The following is a 17,557-nucleotide window of genomic DNA, read 5'->3' as shown; positions in this document are numbered from 1 at the left end:
GGAGATGAATATGCAAAAAGCATTGGAGACGAAACGCTTGACGTTGTCTTATGGTGAAACAATTATTATTGATGAGCTGAACTTAGAAATTCCAAAAGGAGAAATTACAATTTTTATTGGTTCTAACGGTTGCGGGAAATCAACTTTATTACGTTCACTAGCCAGATTATTAAAGCCAACAAATGGTGATATTTTGTTAGATAATCAAGCAATTCAAAGTATGCAAACGAAGCAAATTGCTCGTCAAATGGCGATTTTACCGCAAGGACCACAAGCACCAGAAGGACTTACAGTATTACAACTTGTAAAGCAAGGACGCTATCCATATCAAACATGGCTGAAGCAATGGTCAGAAAAAGACGAGGAAATGGTACAGAAGGCACTTGCAGCAACAGGTATGACAGAATTTGCTGAGCGTGATGTGCATGCTCTTTCAGGTGGGCAGCGTCAACGTGCTTGGATCGCAATGACACTTGCACAAGATACAGATATCATTTTACTGGATGAGCCAACTACATACTTAGATATGACTCACCAAATTGAAGTGCTAGATTTATTATTCGAATTAAATGAAACAGAACAAAGAACAATTGTTATGGTATTACATGATTTGAATTTAGCATGCCGCTATGCAGATAACATTGTAGCAATTCAAGATAAACAAATATATGCACAAGGTAAACCTGAAGAAGTGGTAGATGAGAAACTAGTACGTGATGTATTCCGAATGGAGTGTCAAATTAGTACGGATCCGTTGTTTGGAACACCGCTTTGTATCCCGCACGGAAGAGGAAGACGTGTAGTTAAAGAAGTTGCTCAGGCAATGAGATAAAAAACGATGAGTGATTCATCGTTTTTTTATTTGGTACAAGAAAATAAGAGGAAGAGAGGAATTCGTAAGCGACGTTTATACTCTTCTTTATTTTGAAAATAGGTTGGATTTGGTGTAGCTTCTTTTAATGATGTAATGGTAAATCCGGCTTGCTGTAATAATGTGAAATACTCTTCCGTTGTACGATGATATTTAATAACTTCTTGGTCAATCCATGGTTCAACCCGTTTGCCTAGTTTAAAATAATCATCGACGAGCCAACTCGTTCTTTTACCACTTGTTTGTAAGCTTTCAAATGAAGAAGTAATAACGGGATGTTGAACGCTAAAGGTAAAGGTACCATTTGTTTTTAAAGTTTGAAACACATTTTGAAAAATGATATCAAGATGTTCAATATAATGTAAGGCGAGTCTAGATGTTACTAAATCAAAAGTGGAAGAGGGGTAGGTATAATCTTTGAGGTTTAAAAAATGAACAGATCCATTTTTATTTTCTAGTTGTTTTTTAGCTTTTTCATACATAAGTTCGGAGCCTTCAATGCCGGTGTAAGAGTAGCATCCCTTCTCTAATAATTCCGCGCCAAACTTAGCATCACCACAGCCTAAATCGAGAATTTGTTTTCCTTGTACATGACCAATGAGCTGAAAGAATACTGGTTTTTCAATGGATTCATTTGGGCTATTTTCTCGGTATCTTCGTTTCATATATTGTTCGAAAAATGCTGTGTTATTGTATACATCAGATTCTGTAAATGCCATGTTTGAAACCTCCCGAAATATTTTTTTAATTCTATCAAATATGAAAAGTAAATGATAGATTTATTGTAATGAATCATATATAATCTAGAATTGTAAGCGGTTACTTTAAACTATTTTTCTATAATAAATTCTGAAAACGTGTTAAGCTAGTAGAGGGATTATTAGAACTATTAAGACAATAATCCGCTTACATGAACGATGGGAGGCTTCACGATGTCTAGTAAAACACTTGCGAAATTTTTAGAAGAAAATTTAGAGGATTTAAAATCAAAGGGGCTTTATAACGTAATTGATCCGCTTGAGAGTTCAAATGGACCGATCATTACAATTGGCGGAAAAGAATATATTAACTTATCTTCAAACAACTATCTGGGATTAGCAACAGATAGCCGTTTGCAAGAAGCAGCAATTGGTGCTATTCATAAGTACGGTGTTGGAGCAGGGGCTGTTCGTACAATTAACGGTACTTTAGATTTGCATATTAAGTTAGAAGAAACAATTGCAAAGTTTAAACATACAGAAGCAGCAATTGCTTATCAATCAGGATTTAACTGTAATATGGCAGCGATTTCAGCTGTTATGGATAAAAATGATGCGATTCTTTCAGACGAATTAAATCATGCATCTATTATTGACGGTAGTCGTCTATCAAAAGCAAAAATTATTGTTTATAAACATTCTGATATGGAAGATTTACGCCAAAAAGCAATCGCGGCGAAAGAATCAGGTCTTTACAATAAATTAATGGTAATTACAGACGGTGTCTTTTCGATGGATGGAGATGTTGCAAAACTACCAGAAATTGTTGAGATTGCAGAAGAGTTAGATTTAATGACATACGTAGATGATGCACACGGTTCAGGTGTACTTGGAAAAGGTGCAGGAACTGTAAAGCACTTCGGTCTTTCTGATAAAGTTGATTTCCAAATTGGTACATTATCAAAAGCAATTGGGGTAATTGGTGGATATGTAGCAGGGAAACAAAACTTAATTGACTGGTTAAAAGTTCGTTCACGTCCATTCTTATTCTCTACAGCATTAACACCAGCTGATGCAGCAGCTTGCATGAGATCAATTGAAATCTTAATGGAAAGCACAGAGTTACACGATCGCTTATGGGAAAATGGCCGCTACTTGAAACAAGGATTAAAAGAACTTGGCTTTAACATTGGGGAAAGTGAAACGCCAATTACACCTTGTATTATTGGGGATGAAGTATTAACACAAGAATTTAGTAAACGTCTAAATGAAGAAGGTGTATACGCAAAATCTATCGTGTTCCCAACTGTAGCAAAAGGAACAGGGCGCGTTCGTAATATGCCTACAGCAGCTCATACGAAAGAAATGTTAGATGAAGCAATTCTTAAGTATGAAAAAGTAGGAAAAGAAATGGGCATCATTTAAGTAACGACATCTTTTGAATAGCTTGCAAATGAGGAGTGGGGAAAATGAAAAAAATTCTAGTAACCGGTTCTTTAGGGCAAATTGGTTCTGAACTAGTAATGAAACTTCGTGATGTATACGGCGCATCAAATGTTATTGCAACAGATATTCGTGAAACAGATAGTGAAGTAGTAACGTCTGGTCCATTTGAAACGTTAGATGTAACAGATGGACAAAAACTACATGATATCGCAAAGCGTAATGAAGTAGATACAATTATTCATTTAGCAGCTTTACTTTCAGCAACAGCAGAAAAAAATCCGTTATTTGCATGGAATTTAAATATGGGTGGACTTGTAAATGCTCTAGAAGCAGCTCGTGAATTAAACTGTAAGTTCTTCACGCCAAGTTCTATCGGTGCATTCGGTCCATCGACGCCAAAAGATAATACACCGCAAGATACAATTCAGCGTCCTACTACGATGTATGGGGTAAACAAAGTAGCAGGAGAATTACTGTGTGATTATTATCATCAAAAATTTGGCGTAGATACGCGCGGTGTCCGTTTCCCAGGTTTAATTTCTTACGTAGCTCCTCCAGGAGGCGGAACAACTGATTATGCAGTTGAAATTTATTATGAGGCGATTAAAAAAGGTGCATACACCTCATACATTGCTGAAGGAACGTACATGGACATGATGTATATGCCTGATGCTTTACAAGCGATCATTTCATTAATGGAAGCTGATCCAAGTAAGCTAGTGCATAGAAATGCATTTAACATTACAGCAATGAGCTTCGAGCCAGAGCAAATTGCAGCGTCAATTCGTAAACACATTCCGACGTTTACAATGGATTATGCAGTAGATCCAGCTCGTCAAACAATCGCTGATAGCTGGCCAAACTCTATTGACGCAACAGCAGCAATGAAAGAGTGGGGCTTCAAAGCAGAATACGATTTAGACAAAATGACAACTGACATGCTGGCTAAGTTAAAAAAAAAGCTCACAGCTGAGTTAGTGATGAATTAATAGGAAGAGTCGATTCTTAGGAATCGGCTCTTCCTCATTTTTGGAAGGAGAGAAGTCTTATGCAAAGAGTTGATGTCGTATATGCACTAATACATGACGAAGAAACAGATAAAATATTAATGGTACATAATGTAGAACAAAACGTTTGGTCATTGCCAGGTGGGGCTGTGGAAAAAGGTGAAATATTAGAGGAAGCACTAATAAGAGAAGTGAAAGAAGAGACAGGTTTAACTGCTACGTTAGGTGGACTTGTTGCGATCAATGAAAAATTCTTTGAAGAATCAGGGAATCATGCGCTATTTTTTACATTCCGAGCGAATGTAGAAAAAGGTGAACTTATTGCGGAAGATGAAGGTGAAATTTCTGCAGTAGAGTGGGTGGATCGAACAATTGCGAATGAGCGCTTCCCATACTATGACGGAGGATTTGAATATTTGTTAGAAGTAGCCATTCCATACAAGTTTCAACCAGAAACAAAGTAATTGAACGAAAAAACAGGAGCCACAAGGCTCCTATTTTCTATTCAATCGTCTTCAGTAATAATTTTTTCAGTAATGGTTTAATCTTCAGTCGTAAATCTTCAGCGTGATTTGCAACTAAGAAGTGATGGTTATAAATGTTTTTCATCAATTGATAAGTTGCTTCTTTCGCTTCGCCTTCTTCGATGAAGATACCGATTACTTCCATACCACTTTTACGCGCGAGTTTAACAGCTTCATGCGTATCTAAAATTCCGTCTTGTTGATAGTCTAGCGCAGAAGGCTCACCGTCTGTGAAGACTAGTAAGAATTTATGTTTCTCAGGTCTTTTGGCAAGCTTTTCAGAAACGATACGAATAATATATCCGTCGCGGTTATCTTCTTCTTCACGAAGTTGCATAATTTCTGGACCAACGTTTGGTAACGTTGAGTTTTTATAATTTACAACTTCATGGATAACGTTCGGCTTATCTTCAGGTTTAGCGCTAGAGGCATCTTCCCAAAATCCGCTAATAGCGTGCGGGATTTTTAAAGATTTTAAAGCTTCATGGAATAGTACAACACTCTTCTTCGTTTCTTCCATTTTGTTATACATAGAACCAGAACAGTCAACTAACAGTTGGAATGCAACGTCGAGCTCTTGTGATTCTTGCCCTTTTTTATAAAACATGCGAGGCTGCTTTTCAGTATAAATACGAAGGAATTTCTTACGAAGTCTTCCGTAATATTTATCACTATTTGCATTCGTTTTATTTTCAATCGTTTTTTCGATAATTTTCTTTAATTCTTTTACATCTTTATTAACGACTGATTTGATAGCTTGGTAATCCTTTTTCTCATCAGGATTTGGTTTACGTGCTTCTTTAAATGTATGAGAAGCGCCAGTGTTATATTTACCATATGCACCATCATTTTGACTAGAAGCGTGTGAAGCCCTTGCTTCTTCTGTATCAGCGCCATCAAAGTTGGATTGTGTACTTTTTTGAGAAGTACCTTGTACAGAACCAAGTGCTTGGTCGCCATCTTCTGATTCACGAGCAGTATCGCCCATCATGTTTGTTTTTGTTCCGCTTTCTAATTCAAAGCGTAAAAAGTTCTCGTTTTCGTTATTTTTATTTTCACGATGCCATGTGGAGAAACTTTCATCCATTTTGTTTTTATTTTCATCGTCATCTATAAGCTGCGTATCATCATTTGCTAAATCTTCGACGCGACAGTTCTTTTCGTCTGCAAGAACAGATAAATAAAGCGGTGCATGTCCGAAATAGTTGTTAAGCATATCACTTTCAAGAAGCTCCTCTAAGCGGTAGCGAATTTTCTCAACGATATACATAATATCTTCCGTATTACGAGCTTGGAATGTTTCATGCAAAATAGCTTCAATTTGTTCGAAATATTCATTATTAAACATTTCATATTTATCGCTCGTTAATGAAAGATAGCATAGGCAAAATAGACGATCACCGTGATAGTTACGAACGCGATTGATTTCATTTTGTGAGCTAAAGTAATTGCGATACATTTCTTTTCTTCTTTTAAAAACATGCTTCGTGCCAGGACGTAAGTTCTTTACAATTTCCTCAACGCGTAAATCTTCTAATAGAACAAATAATTGTGTTAAAAACTTTTTTAGGGGCGATTCTTGCAATTCAATCGCATAAGAACGAATTAAAGTCATGTCCGAGTAATGTTTATTACCAAGTGCTTTTAAGAACACTTCGCTTTTTAATCCGATTACTGTATCTTCTTCTTTTCGATCATCCCAAAAGTGACTAATGACAACTTTCTTTTCAATTTCGTCGTAGTATGCTTTATAGCCATATTCAAGATAGGCATCGTCTTCTTTTAGAAGGGCATACATTAAGTTTTCCATTTGTAGAAACAGCGACGCATCAATTTTTTTGTCACTAAAAATTTGTCTCATAAATTATCCCTCAAAGAAATAACTTTCTGCTAATTCACGGACAGTCATTTGTTCTGTTTCATCATTAAGTTTTGCAATTATGCTTCGTTCAATCGCTCGCATAACAGGAATATATACACCTAAATCACATGCGTCGATAATGCCACGAATACTTGCCGCTTCTTCACTTACACGTCCATCGCGAGCTAAAGGCATAAGGTCGCTTGCAAAGGCAACGAACTTTTCAATTGTTGCAACATCTTTTAATTTTGATTCTGCTAATAATAATTCTTTTAATGTATCACCTTGAATGTAAGGAACTTCAATAATAACGAAACGGTTTTTTAACGCTTCGTTTAGTTCACTTGTTCCAACGTAACCTTCGTTAATCGCAGCAATTACACGGTATTCGTCATCACCGTATACAACCTCTTGTGTAAATGGGTTTGTGATCATTTTACGGTAATCTAATGCGCCGTGAAGAAGTGGTAACGTTTCAGGTTTTGCCATATTGATTTCGTCAATATATAGGAAGTGACCGTTCTTCATTGCTTTCATAAGAGGACCGTTAACGAATGAAACTTCAGATGCACCATCTTTCGTTTGTAGTGTGTTGTATCCTAAAATACCCTCTACATCTAAGTCGACAGAGCAGTTAATGCTATGCATTGGTTTTTGGAATAAAGAAGAAAGAGTTTCCGCTAGTACTGTTTTACCACTACCAGTCGGTCCTTTTAATAGAATGTTCTTGCCAAGAAGAAGTGCTGTAATCGCATCTTCAATAATGCTATTATCAGACGCTTTATATATTTTCGTTCCGATTAAATGTGCATTTTCACCAGCTTCTTGCTTATTCTTTTCATGAATCGTAGAAAGCTGTTGTTTTAAATCAGCATGTATATGAAATTGTTCTAACATGTATTTCCCACCTAACATTATTTTCATAAAGTAATACATCTTATGATAACTTGTTTTAATATGGTATGCAAAGAAAAGGAAGGGGGATAAAGGGAAAAGAAAAAGCAATCAAGATGAAGGTGATTGCCTACAGTAAAGGAGAAATAAGCCTCATGAAAGACTCCAATATGCGTTTTTTTATACTTCTTTTTTGGAAAGAGTTCCATTTAATTTCAGTTGAATGTTTAAAATCTTCTTCAAAATCACGTTTAATATCGTGAACTGTTTTTGATTCATAAAGTACACTAATAATTTCGTAATTCAATTCAAAGCTACGTACATCCATGTTCGCTGTTCCAATAGTTGCAATTGTATCATCAACGAGTACAATTTTTGCATGCATAAAACCATCTTTATAACTGTAAATAGAAGCACCAGCTTTTAAAAGCGGAGTGAAATAGGATTGAGATGCTTGATCACTAATGATGCTATCACTTTTACCTGGATATAAAATCCGTACATCTATTCCGGCAATTGCACTTAAGCGTAATAATGTTAAAGTTTCTTGATCTGGAATAAAGTAGGGTGTAGCGATCCAAATGGATTTTTTTGCAGAGCCCATAACAGCTAATAATGTATTACGAATACTTTTATCATCGGAGCTTGGTCCGCTTGCTACGATTTGAACAGCACCTTCTGCATTTGAAATCTCTTTACCTGGGAAGTATTGTCTATTCATGAATTGATCCCAGGAATAAGTATTTAAACCACTAGAGGCATAGAGCCAGTCTTCTAGAAAGATTGCTTGTAATTTATATAATGCTTTTCCTTCTATTTTTAAATGACTATCACGCCAAACAGGAAATTTCTTGGAACGGCCAAGATATTCATCACCGACATTGAGTCCTCCGGTAAAACCAATTTCGCCATCTACAATAACAATTTTTCGATGGTTACGATAATTGACAGTTTCAAGTAACCAAGCTGAAAAAATAGGGTCAAATTCTACAATTTCAATCCCAGCTTCTTTCATAGGGTGCAAAAATCGTCGTCTTAACGTATTACTTCCAAGGCCATCATAAAGGAAGCGTACAATAACACCATCTTTTGCTTTTTGTATTAAAGCATCTCGAACTTTTGTACCAATTTCATCAGATTTATAAATGTAGTATTGAATATGTATATGATGTTTTGCTTGCTCTATAGCTCGCAAAATTTCTGAAAATGTTTGATCTCCGTTTGTTAAAAGTTTTGTAGTTGTTTTATCTGCAGCAGGACCGCCTCCAAATTTTTGTATGACTTCTGTTAAATGTATGGAACGTTCATTTAGTGGGACTGTGAGTAATAACTCTAGTCTTCTTCCTTCTAATATTTCACGGAATAATTTTCTTTGTTCTTCTGAACGATGGAGATGTTTTTTTCTTCTCCAGCGGCTGCGCCCGAAAATAGCGTATAATAGCACACCTATAATAGGAAGAAGTGCTAATACTAAAAACCATGCTAATGTACTTTGTGGAGATCTATTTTCTATAAAAATAACGAATGAAATTCCTACGATTGTGATGGACCATAGAGCACCGACAAATGTATATAACGAGATATACGATGTATTTAATAGGAACAGAACGATAGATACAATTGTAAATATTAATAGTAATTGAACGATAGGCTTCTTCATTTCTATATAATTCCCCTAATCTTTTTTCAATATAGACTTCTTAAATAGAAGATGTAATATGACATCTTTATTATAAGGTGTTTTGCTTTTTTTACAAAATATAGACATTTCACCTATACTTTCCGCATTTGTCCTACATACAGTGTACTATCCCATTTTTTATCCCACTCTTAACGCATATGAAAATGAAAAAATCGAAAAGGAGCGGAGAAACATGAATTATATAGAAAATAATGGATTGTATTATCGAAATCATCATGGAGGACACAATCATGGTGGGCACAATCATAACGGTGGACATCATCACCATGGAGGACACAATCACTATGATCACCATCATCATCACGGAGGCGGATGGGGCTGGGGTGGTGGTAGTTCATGGGGAGGCGGATTTTTCCCTGGAAGCTTTGCAGGAGGAGTGTTAGGCGGACTGACAGCTGGTGCATTAACAGGTGCAACAAGTGGAGGGTATTATCCGGCTCCATATCCAGTAGCTTATCCGTCGCCATACCCTGTAACGTATCCAATGCCATACCCAGGTTATCAGCAAATACCATATTCGTATTAAACTAAAAAAGAGGCTATCCTCTTTTTTAGTTTAATACGGTATTTATTTATAAAATACTTCCAAAATTAAGGTGAAAATATGTTAATATTTTGTTATTGTAATTCAAAAACATATACATTGATGTAGAGTTTTATATTATTATTCGTGAATAGTTATGTAGTATGTTCTAATTTCTATTTCGTTATTAAAAACAAAGAGATCAGATGTGAGTGGTATTAGTTGGAAACAAGGCTTGCATAGAGCCACTTAAAGGGATTGCAGTATAATAAGGTACGAAATAATTAGGGAGATGAGAAGCTACTATTTATAATTAGAACGGTATAATATTGCTTTTTATTACAAATAATATTATGTTATTTTAATCGGTCTATTCAAAAAGATAATTTATGTAATGGGCTAGTATTAGAAAATGAAATATCTCTATTTCTATGAAGAGAAACAGGTTGTGTTTTAGTCAGATAGAAGCAAGGAGAGATGCGCATGCTAGAACAGAGAGGTCATGCATTATATGACTCTTCATTGCGAGATTTAAAGTTAGCATTAGATGAGTCTTCAATTGTTGCAATTACAGATCGAAAAGGTCTTATTACATATGTAAATGATAAATTTTGTGAAATCTCTAAATACAAAAGAGAAGAATTAATTGGAAAAGATCACCGTATTTTAAATTCAGGACATCATCCAAAAAACTTTTTTCAAGACTTATGGAAGCGTATTTTGAATGGGAAAGTATGGACAGGTGAGATTCGGAATCGAGCAAAAGATGGTACATATTATTGGGTCAAAACAACAATTGTTCCATTTTTAAATGAAAAAGGAGAGCCATACCAGTTTATCGCAATTCGAAATGATATTAGTAGTAGAAAAGAAGCGGAACATAGATTGCGGCTAAGTGAAAGTCGTTATAGGGAACTTGCCTATCATGATGCTTTAACGAGTTTGCCTAACCGTTTACAATTAATAACGACCGTTAACGAATTGATTGCAGATAAAAAAGAATTTGGTATGATTTACTTTGATTTGGACCGTTTTAAATTAGTAAATGATACATTAGGTCATATGATAGGGGATTTACTTTTAAGTGAAGTTGCTTCAAGGTTGCATTATGTACTAGGAGAGAAAGATGTTCTGGCTAGGCTAGGTGGCGACGAATTTGTGCTGTTAACAAAAAATCATAGACAAGATGATATGAGTCAGTTAGCGACATCTGTGTTGTCATGTTTTCAGGCACCATTTATGCTGGAAGGCCATGAAGTATACATTTCAGCTAGTCTGGGACTTTGTTCTTATCCACAAGACGGACAAGATGTGGAAACGTTATTGAAAAACTCTGACTTAGCTATGTATAGTGCAAAAGAACAGGGGAGAAACGCTGCGTGTTTCTTTACAGATGAGCTACGCGCGAAAATAAATCGTAGAATGAAAGTTGAGTTTGCTTTGCAAAAGGCAATTCGTGATGAAGAGTTAGATGTAGCATTGCAGCCTATTATTGATTTGAAAACGAAGAGATATTCTGGTATAGAAGCTCTAGTACGTTGTATGACAGAAGACGGACCTATTTCACCAAGCGAATTTATCCCTGTAGCTGAAGAGTCTGGACTTATTATAAAACTAGGAGACTGGGTATTAGAAAAATCATGTCGCTTGTTTAAAACATTGCCGAATTATCAAGAAGGACTAAAGTTATCTGTGAATTTATCTATACAACAATTAATGCAGAAACGTTTTATTTTATCAGTACGTAGCATTTTAAAGAGAACTGGTTTTCCTCCGAACCGTTTAATATTAGAAATAACGGAAAGTATTGCAGTCCGCCATTTTGATTATATTATTGCTACATTACAAGAATTAAGAAATATGGGTGTTTTAATTGCTTTGGATGATTTCGGAACTGGCTATTCTTCCTTATATTATTTAAAACAACTACCACTGGATATTGTAAAAATTGATCGTAATTTTATTCGTGAATTTCATTATGATCACGCACAACCAGAACGAACGATTGTAAAATCCGTTATTGAAATTGCTCATAGTTTAAATTTAGCAGTAGTTGCTGAAGGAGTAGAAACAGTAGAGCAAGAGAGTTTGTTGCAATCAATGAGCTGTGATTATGTACAGGGATTTTATTATGCGAAACCTTTATCTGTAGGAGAGCTAAAAGAAAAGTTAATTACAGATTTTTAATAAAAAAGAGAAGCCAGCAGCTTCTCTTTATTTAATCCGTTTTTTGTGAGTCTTTCATTAGTACTGGATAAAGAATAAGACCTAATACGAACAATCCAATTCCTAAGAAGAATGTTTTTAAATCAGCAGTTCCCGTTTTGATAACCCAAATGGAGTATATCAACGCTAATGTCGTAATGATTCCATCTTTTACTCGAGATCCTGGCAGTATATCATACGTTTCTCCTGTAATAACTAATTTTAATTGGTACAAGGTAGAAACAAGGTATGGAATTAAATAGGCTAATGTTGCTACGACGATAGCGAAACTATACGCTTCTGAAACAGTACCAGAAATCGTTGAAAATAAGAAAATTTGCGTCATTACATTTGTAATCAATAATGATTTTGAAGGACTACCTTTTTTATTTGTTTTCCCGAAAAACTTAGGGAAAAGTCCATTTTTTGCTGCCTGGTAAGGTACCTCTGAACTAACAACAATCCAGCCAACTGTAGATCCAAATAAAGATATAAGAGCGAGTAAAGCCATTATATATGCACCTTTATTTCCAATTGCTAAATTTAATGCGTCTACTAATGGTTTTTGAGACTCTTTTAAAGCATCTTGCGGAAGAGCTCCCATTGTAAGTAAAGTAATTGACATGTAAATAAGAAGAGCGATAATTAATCCGAAAATCGTAGCTTTTTTTACATCGCGCTGTGATTTTGCACGATTAGAAAGCATAACTGCTGATTCAATACCGATAAATGCCCAGAGTGTTGCAATAGCAGCTGAATTGATTTGTCCACCTAATGAGATTGATTGTCCTGCTTCATTCATAAAGGTTTGACCGTCTCCGAAATTAGAGGCGTTGAAAATGAATAATGTAATTACAATAAACATTGTAAATCCAATAATTTTTGCAATGGTAGCAAGTAGATTCATGTTTCCAGCTCGATCAATATTTTGAGAAAGAATATATTGAATTCCCCACAGCATAAGGCTACATACGAGGAAAGTTAATCCTTTTCCGAGTTCCAGTGAAAATCCATTTATTGAAAAAAGAATTTGCTTACTTTGTAAAACTGGAAAGAATGTTGATAAATATCCAGCAAAGGAAATAATAACAGATGCTGTTGCAGCCCAGTTAGCAGCCCAATATCCCCATGCCATACTATATCCTGCAACTTTACCAGCTTTTTTTGAAGGAAACATCGCTTGAGCATAGCTTTGTGGTCCAGCTTTTAATTCTGGTTTCCGAATCGCTAAATTTCCAAATACAAGTGCAATCATAAATACGCCAAGGCCTGTAATACTCCATGCGAGTGTAGAACCCATTGGCCCTGATACTTGTGCTAAATTTGCTGGAAGCATAAATACGCCACCGCCAACCATATTCCCGATAACAAATGCTGTTAAAACCCATAATCCCCATTTTTTCGTTTCCATTTTTGTTAACTCCTTTGTAGTAAGTTTTGCTTAAACATCATTTTTTACTAGCTTTTTGACAATAAAAAAAGAGCCATGTAGATAAAAAAATACCTACATGGCTCTTTCGCCAAAGCGTAGGTACAACGGGAATAACCCTTGTACCTACGCGTAATTTTTCCGCTAGGTTTCAAGGGTTACGTATGATGATGATGTTTTTGTGCAAATGTAACTACAGTTGTTGTATAAGTAAGCATAGTTCTTTGCTCCCTTTCTCCTCTGATTTTGAAGTTAGTATACTACATGTTTTTTTGAATGAAAAGAAAAATATAAAAATTTTTATAAAAATACGTTTTAAAGATTAAATATTTACCTATATTTTTCTTGTACTGGAAAATAAGTGAGAGATTGGCAGAAGAGTGAAGCATGTTATAATACATATAGAATTAGAAGGTGACAAGGGGCTATTGTAGATGATGAGTAAGTATGAACAAATTTATACAGAAATCAGTAAATCTATTGATAATAAACAATTAAAAGAGGGATGCAAAATCCCATCAGAAACAGAATTAATGAAGCAGTATGAGGCAAGCCGAGGCACGGTAAGAAAAGCTGTAGATTTACTGCAAGAGCGTGGATATGTGCAAAAAATTCATGGAAAAGGTGTTTTTGTTTTAAAGCGAAAAAATATTGAATTTAATTTTGGCGGTATTGTAAGTTTCCAAGAAGAAAATGAACGTTTGGGACGTCATTGTATTACGGAAGTTGTGGAAATGGACAAAGAAAAAGCCACAAAAGAAATTGCGAAATTATTAAATGTAAAAGAAAAAACAGAGATTGACCATATTAAACGTGTACGAAATATTGATGGAGAAAAAGTAATTTTAGATATAAATCATTTTGTATCTGAGTTTATTCCAGGATTAACGAAAGAAATTGCAACTGCATCGATTTATAAATACATCGAGAAAGAGCTTGGGCTACATATTAGTTATTCGCAGAGGGTAATAGAAGTACAGCCATGTACAGAGGATGACAGAAAGTATTTAGATTTAAATGGAACAGACTATGTTGTCGTTGTGAAAAACTTTACACATTTGTATGATGGAAGTCAGTTTGAATATACAGAATCACGCCACCGTTTAGATATTTTTCACTTTTCGGATGTGGCACGCAGGAAGTAAAGAGGTGGAACAAAATATTGTTTCATCTCTTTTTTTTATAAAAAAAACACAAACTCGTATATACGAGTGTTGACTAACTTATATATACGAGTTAATATGTAATTGTAAACGGTATCAAAAAAAGAAAAGAGGGACGGTAATATGGGGAAAGACTATCGTAAAACAGCAGAGGAAGTGTTGCAGTATATTGGTGGGAAAGACAATATTGAACAAGCTGCACATTGTGTGACGAGGCTCCGTATCGCTTTAAAAGATGAAAGTAAAATAGATAATGATAAATTACAGTCTGTTTCATTAGTGAAAGGAGCGTTTCATAACGCTGGTATATTTCAAATTGTAATTGGTCCAGGGGATGTAGATCGTGTTTACGCTGAATTGATAACGCTTGCAGGTATGAAAGAATCGACTGTAGCGGACGTAAAAGACTCTGGAAATCAGAAGTTAAATCCAGCTCAAAAGTTTGTGAAAATATTTTCGGATGTATTTATGCCGATATTACCAGCGATCGTAACAGCTGGTTTACTAATGGGTATTAACAATCTATTAGGCGCAAAGGACTTATTTTTTGATGGGAAAAATTTATTAGATGTTTATCCGAACTTAGGCGGGCTTTGGGATTTAATTAATATGATGGCCAATACAGCATTCGTATTCTTACCAGCACTTGTCGGTTGGTCAGCAACGAAGCGTTTTGGTGGTAGTCCAATACTAGGGATTGTTATGGGATTAATGCTTGTGCACCCGGCCTTATTAAACGCTTGGGACTATGGAAAAGCAGCGACTGGTTTAGAGGGTCAAAAGATTGAGTACTTCAATATTTTAGGACTATTCCAAATTGAGAAGGTAGGATATCAAGGACAAATTTTACCTGTTTTAGTAGCAGCATTTGTATTAAGTAAAGTGGAAATTTTCTTAAAGAAACATGTACCAAATGCAATTCAATTATTAGTTGTACCAATTACAACAATCGTTGTGACAGGTGTGTTAGCACTAGGAATTATCGGTCCGGTTACACGTCATATTGGAGATTTATTAACAGTAGGATTAGTAGGTGTATATGAAACAGTACCAGTAGTTGGAGCAGTATTATTTGGAGCGTTATATGCACCGCTTGTAATTACAGGTATGCATCATATGTTTATTGCAATTGATTTACAATTGATTGCACAACATGGCGGGACATTTATTTGGCCGATGATCGCTCTTTCTAACATTGCGCAAGGTAGTGCGGCACTTGCGATGTTCTGGATTTCTAAAAATCAAAATGATAAAAGTATGGCATCAACATCAGCCATTTCAGCATACTTCGGTATTACAGAACCAGCGATGTTTGGGGTGAATTTACGAAATAAGTTCCCGTTCTATGCAGCGATTATAGGATCTGCTGTGGCAGCGATATTCATTACATTAAATGGTGTATTAGCGCCTGCTATCGGAATTGGCGGATTGCCAGCATTTATTTCTATCATTCCGAAATCGATTCCAATGTTTATTGTAGGAATGATTATTGCAGTTGTAATCCCATTTACTTTAACATGGTTATTTGCAAAAAGAGTCAAACAGAAGTAGGAGGAAGTTAAACATGAAGGATTGGCATAAAAGTGTAGTCTATCAAATTTATCCGAAGAGCTTTAATAGTTATTACAATAGAGAAACCGGGGATATAAAAGGTGTTACAGAGAAACTAGATTATTTAAAAGAACTCGGAGTGGATTATATATGGTTAACACCGATATACCAATCACCACAAAATGATAATGGATATGATGTAAGTGATTACTACAGCATTGATCCATCTTACGGAACGATGGAAGAGTTTGAAGAACTTTTAGCAGAAGCGAAAGTACGTAACATTGAAATTATGCTTGATATTGTTGTAAATCATAGTTCGACTGAACATAAGTGGTTTAAAGAAGCGAAGGAAGATAAAAATAGTCCATATCGTAATTACTATATTTGGCGTGATGAAAAAAATAATTGGCAGTCTAAGTTTGGTGGATCTGCTTGGAAATATGATGAGAAGACGGAGCAATATTATTTACATTTATTTGATGAAACACAAGCTGATTTAAATTGGGAAAATGAAAAACTTCGTGAAGAAGTATATGATATGATGCGTTTTTGGCTGGATAAAGGAGTAACAGGATTCCGATTAGATGTCATTAACTTAATTTCAAAAGACCAATGTTTCTTAAACGATGAAGGTAGTACTGCGACAAGTGATGGACGCAAGTATTATACAGATGGTCCGCGTGTTCATGAATATTTACAAGAGATGAACCGAAATGTTTTTGCAGGAAAAGATGTAATTACAGTTGGAGAAATGTCATCTACGACAATTGATAATTGTATTAAATATTCAAACCCTGAGCGTAATGAATTAAGTATGACGTTTAGTTTCCATCATTTAAAAGTAGATTATCCGAATGGTGATAAGTGGACGAAGGCTGATTTTGATTTTATTAAATTAAAAGAGATTATGTCTAGCTGGCAAATTGAAATGCAAAAGGGCGGAGGATGGAATGCGTTATTTTGGTGTAATCATGACCAGCCTCGCATCGTGTCACGCTTTGGTGATGATGGAAAGTACCGAAACGAATCTGCAAAAATGTTAGCGACAGCCATGCACATGCTGCAAGGAACGCCTTATATTTATCAAGGGGAAGAAATCGGTATGACGGATCCTAAATTTGAGTCCATCGAGCAATATCGTGATGTGGAATCGTTAAATATATACGATATAAAGCTAAAAGAAGGGCTATCAAAAGAAGAGATTATCGGGATTTTAAAGCAAAAATCTCGTGACAACTCTCGCACTCCGATGCAGTGGAATGAAGAGATGAACAGTGGTTTTACAACAAGTACACCTTGGATTTCAGCGGCTGAAAACTTTAAAGAAATAAACGTAGAGAAGGCATTAGAAGATAAAGAGTCCGTATTTTATCATTATAAAAAGTTAATAGAACTTAGGAAAACGTATGATGTAATTACAGAAGGAGAATATGCTATTTTGGATAAAAATGATCCTAAGATTTGGGCATATACTCGTACTACAGAAAGTGAAGTGCTGCTTGTTATAAATAACTTCTATGGAGAAGAAATAACGTACTCTGTACCAGCGCACGTTCAATTAGATGGAATGAAACAAGAAATACTACTGTCGAATTATAAAGATGCTAGCAAGGATATTACAAAACTTAGCTTAAGACCATATGAATCAATTGTGTATCGATATACGAAATAAAAAGGTTG

The 17,557-nt window shown here is 35.4% G+C and carries 14 protein-coding genes; 9 read left to right on the top strand and 5 right to left on the bottom strand.

Translation table 11 applies throughout. From position 1 onward, the window contains the following. Positions 1–10: 10 nt before the first annotated feature. Positions 11–832 (top strand): ABC transporter ATP-binding protein, encoded by an 822-nt coding sequence (locus tag ACTFR3_RS22255; RefSeq protein WP_001167953.1) that lies wholly within the window; start codon positions 11–13, stop codon positions 830–832. A gap of 26 nt (positions 833–858) precedes the next feature. Here ACTFR3_RS22255 and ACTFR3_RS22250 read toward each other — a convergent pair whose 3' ends face one another. Next, complete coding sequence (locus ACTFR3_RS22250) at positions 859–1,590, bottom strand: class I SAM-dependent DNA methyltransferase (protein ID WP_406904159.1); 732 nt, start codon at positions 1,588–1,590, stop codon at positions 859–861. A gap of 213 nt (positions 1,591–1,803) precedes the next feature. Here ACTFR3_RS22250 and ACTFR3_RS22245 point away from each other — a divergent pair, with 213 nt between their 5' ends. Genes ACTFR3_RS22245 through ACTFR3_RS22235 form a run of 3 tightly spaced genes read left to right on the top strand, consistent with a single transcriptional unit; the run spans position 1,804 to position 4,486 of the window. Next, positions 1,804–2,994 carry a glycine C-acetyltransferase gene (locus tag ACTFR3_RS22245; protein ID WP_000095905.1) on the top strand — a complete coding sequence of 397 codons (1,191 nt, stop codon included), beginning with the start codon at positions 1,804–1,806 and terminating at the stop codon, positions 2,992–2,994. Positions 2,995–3,038: 44 nt separating this feature from the next. Beyond that, entirely contained in the window at positions 3,039–4,004 is a 966-nt protein-coding gene (locus tag ACTFR3_RS22240; protein ID WP_000723125.1) for an L-threonine 3-dehydrogenase, read from the top strand. Between the two features lie 59 nt (positions 4,005–4,063). After that, a complete protein-coding gene (locus ACTFR3_RS22235) occupies positions 4,064–4,486 on the top strand; it encodes an NUDIX hydrolase (protein ID WP_001189941.1) in 423 nt (140 codons plus the stop codon). Positions 4,487–4,523: 37 nt separating this feature from the next. Here the strand turns inward: ACTFR3_RS22235 and ACTFR3_RS22230 are convergent, their stop codons facing one another. The 3 genes from ACTFR3_RS22230 to ACTFR3_RS22220 all read right to left on the bottom strand — a co-directional run bounded on the left by ACTFR3_RS22230 (position 4,524) and on the right by ACTFR3_RS22220 (position 8,961). Next, positions 4,524–6,407 (bottom strand): vWA domain-containing protein, encoded by a 1,884-nt coding sequence (locus tag ACTFR3_RS22230; protein WP_001248875.1) that lies wholly within the window; start codon positions 6,405–6,407, stop codon positions 4,524–4,526. A 3-nt stretch (positions 6,408–6,410) separates the two neighbouring features. After that, positions 6,411–7,304, bottom strand: a complete 894-nt coding sequence (locus tag ACTFR3_RS22225) for an ATP-binding protein (protein ID WP_000892971.1) — start codon at positions 7,302–7,304, stop codon at positions 6,411–6,413. Between the two features lie 127 nt (positions 7,305–7,431). Further along, positions 7,432–8,961, bottom strand: coding sequence for a cardiolipin synthase (locus ACTFR3_RS22220; RefSeq protein WP_000743025.1), 1,530 nt, complete (start codon positions 8,959–8,961; stop codon positions 7,432–7,434). 214 nt (positions 8,962–9,175) lie between these two features. Here ACTFR3_RS22220 and ACTFR3_RS22215 point away from each other — a divergent pair, with 214 nt between their 5' ends. Then, entirely contained in the window at positions 9,176–9,529 is a 354-nt protein-coding gene (locus ACTFR3_RS22215) for a hypothetical protein (RefSeq protein WP_001106379.1), read from the top strand. 480 nt (positions 9,530–10,009) lie between these two features. Further along, positions 10,010–11,713, top strand: a complete 1,704-nt coding sequence (locus ACTFR3_RS22210; protein ID WP_063225515.1) for a putative bifunctional diguanylate cyclase/phosphodiesterase — start codon at positions 10,010–10,012, stop codon at positions 11,711–11,713. Between the two features lie 31 nt (positions 11,714–11,744). On the opposite strand, the gene ACTFR3_RS22205 is transcribed toward ACTFR3_RS22210, so the two are convergent. Then, on the bottom strand, positions 11,745–13,142 hold the full coding sequence (locus tag ACTFR3_RS22205; RefSeq protein WP_000448447.1) for an amino acid permease: 1,398 nt from the start codon (positions 13,140–13,142) through the stop codon (positions 11,745–11,747). Positions 13,143–13,594: 452 nt separating this feature from the next. On the opposite strand from ACTFR3_RS22205, the gene treR reads away from it, so the two are divergent. The 3 genes from treR to treC all read left to right on the top strand — a co-directional run bounded on the left by treR (position 13,595) and on the right by treC (position 17,549). Further along, on the top strand, positions 13,595–14,305 hold the full coding sequence (gene treR / locus ACTFR3_RS22200) for a trehalose operon repressor (RefSeq protein ID WP_000987242.1): 711 nt from the start codon (positions 13,595–13,597) through the stop codon (positions 14,303–14,305). A 141-nt stretch (positions 14,306–14,446) separates the two neighbouring features. Then, positions 14,447–15,874, top strand: coding sequence for a PTS system trehalose-specific EIIBC component (treP, locus tag ACTFR3_RS22195; RefSeq protein ID WP_000513935.1), 1,428 nt, complete (start codon positions 14,447–14,449; stop codon positions 15,872–15,874). A gap of 13 nt (positions 15,875–15,887) precedes the next feature. Further along, positions 15,888–17,549 carry an alpha,alpha-phosphotrehalase gene (gene treC, locus ACTFR3_RS22190; RefSeq protein WP_000656140.1) on the top strand — a complete coding sequence of 554 codons (1,662 nt, stop codon included), beginning with the start codon at positions 15,888–15,890 and terminating at the stop codon, positions 17,547–17,549. The last annotated feature ends 8 nt before the right edge of the window (positions 17,550–17,557 follow it).

Origin of the sequence: Bacillus cereus group sp. MYBK14-1 (assembly GCF_051916885.1) — a bacterium.
Lineage (GTDB): Bacteria > Bacillota > Bacilli > Bacillales > Bacillaceae_G > Bacillus_A > Bacillus_A cereus.
This window is presented reverse-complemented; position numbering and strand designations above follow the sequence as displayed.

Excerpts from the sequence above, each read along its gene's own strand:
- ACTFR3_RS22240 (WP_000723125.1), top strand. The coding sequence starts at position 3,039 with ATGAAAAAAATTCTAGTAACCGGTTCTTTAGGGCAAATTGGTTCTGAA.
- treR (WP_000987242.1), top strand. The coding sequence starts at position 13,595 with ATGATGAGTAAGTATGAACAAATTTATACAGAAATCAGTAAATCTATT.
- ACTFR3_RS22210 (WP_063225515.1), top strand. The coding sequence starts at position 10,010 with ATGCTAGAACAGAGAGGTCATGCATTATATGACTCTTCATTGCGAGAT.
- ACTFR3_RS22230 (WP_001248875.1), bottom strand. The coding sequence starts at position 6,407 with ATGAGACAAATTTTTAGTGACAAAAAAATTGATGCGTCGCTGTTTCTA.
- ACTFR3_RS22215 (WP_001106379.1), top strand. The coding sequence starts at position 9,176 with ATGAATTATATAGAAAATAATGGATTGTATTATCGAAATCATCATGGA.
- ACTFR3_RS22245 (WP_000095905.1), top strand. The coding sequence starts at position 1,804 with ATGTCTAGTAAAACACTTGCGAAATTTTTAGAAGAAAATTTAGAGGAT.
- treP (WP_000513935.1), top strand. The coding sequence starts at position 14,447 with ATGGGGAAAGACTATCGTAAAACAGCAGAGGAAGTGTTGCAGTATATT.
- ACTFR3_RS22225 (WP_000892971.1), bottom strand. The coding sequence starts at position 7,304 with ATGTTAGAACAATTTCATATACATGCTGATTTAAAACAACAGCTTTCT.
- treC (WP_000656140.1), top strand. The coding sequence starts at position 15,888 with ATGAAGGATTGGCATAAAAGTGTAGTCTATCAAATTTATCCGAAGAGC.
- ACTFR3_RS22220 (WP_000743025.1), bottom strand. The coding sequence starts at position 8,961 with ATGAAGAAGCCTATCGTTCAATTACTATTAATATTTACAATTGTATCT.
- ACTFR3_RS22255 (WP_001167953.1), top strand. The coding sequence starts at position 11 with ATGCAAAAAGCATTGGAGACGAAACGCTTGACGTTGTCTTATGGTGAA.
- ACTFR3_RS22250 (WP_406904159.1), bottom strand. The coding sequence starts at position 1,590 with ATGGCATTTACAGAATCTGATGTATACAATAACACAGCATTTTTCGAA.
- ACTFR3_RS22235 (WP_001189941.1), top strand. The coding sequence starts at position 4,064 with ATGCAAAGAGTTGATGTCGTATATGCACTAATACATGACGAAGAAACA.
- ACTFR3_RS22205 (WP_000448447.1), bottom strand. The coding sequence starts at position 13,142 with ATGGAAACGAAAAAATGGGGATTATGGGTTTTAACAGCATTTGTTATC.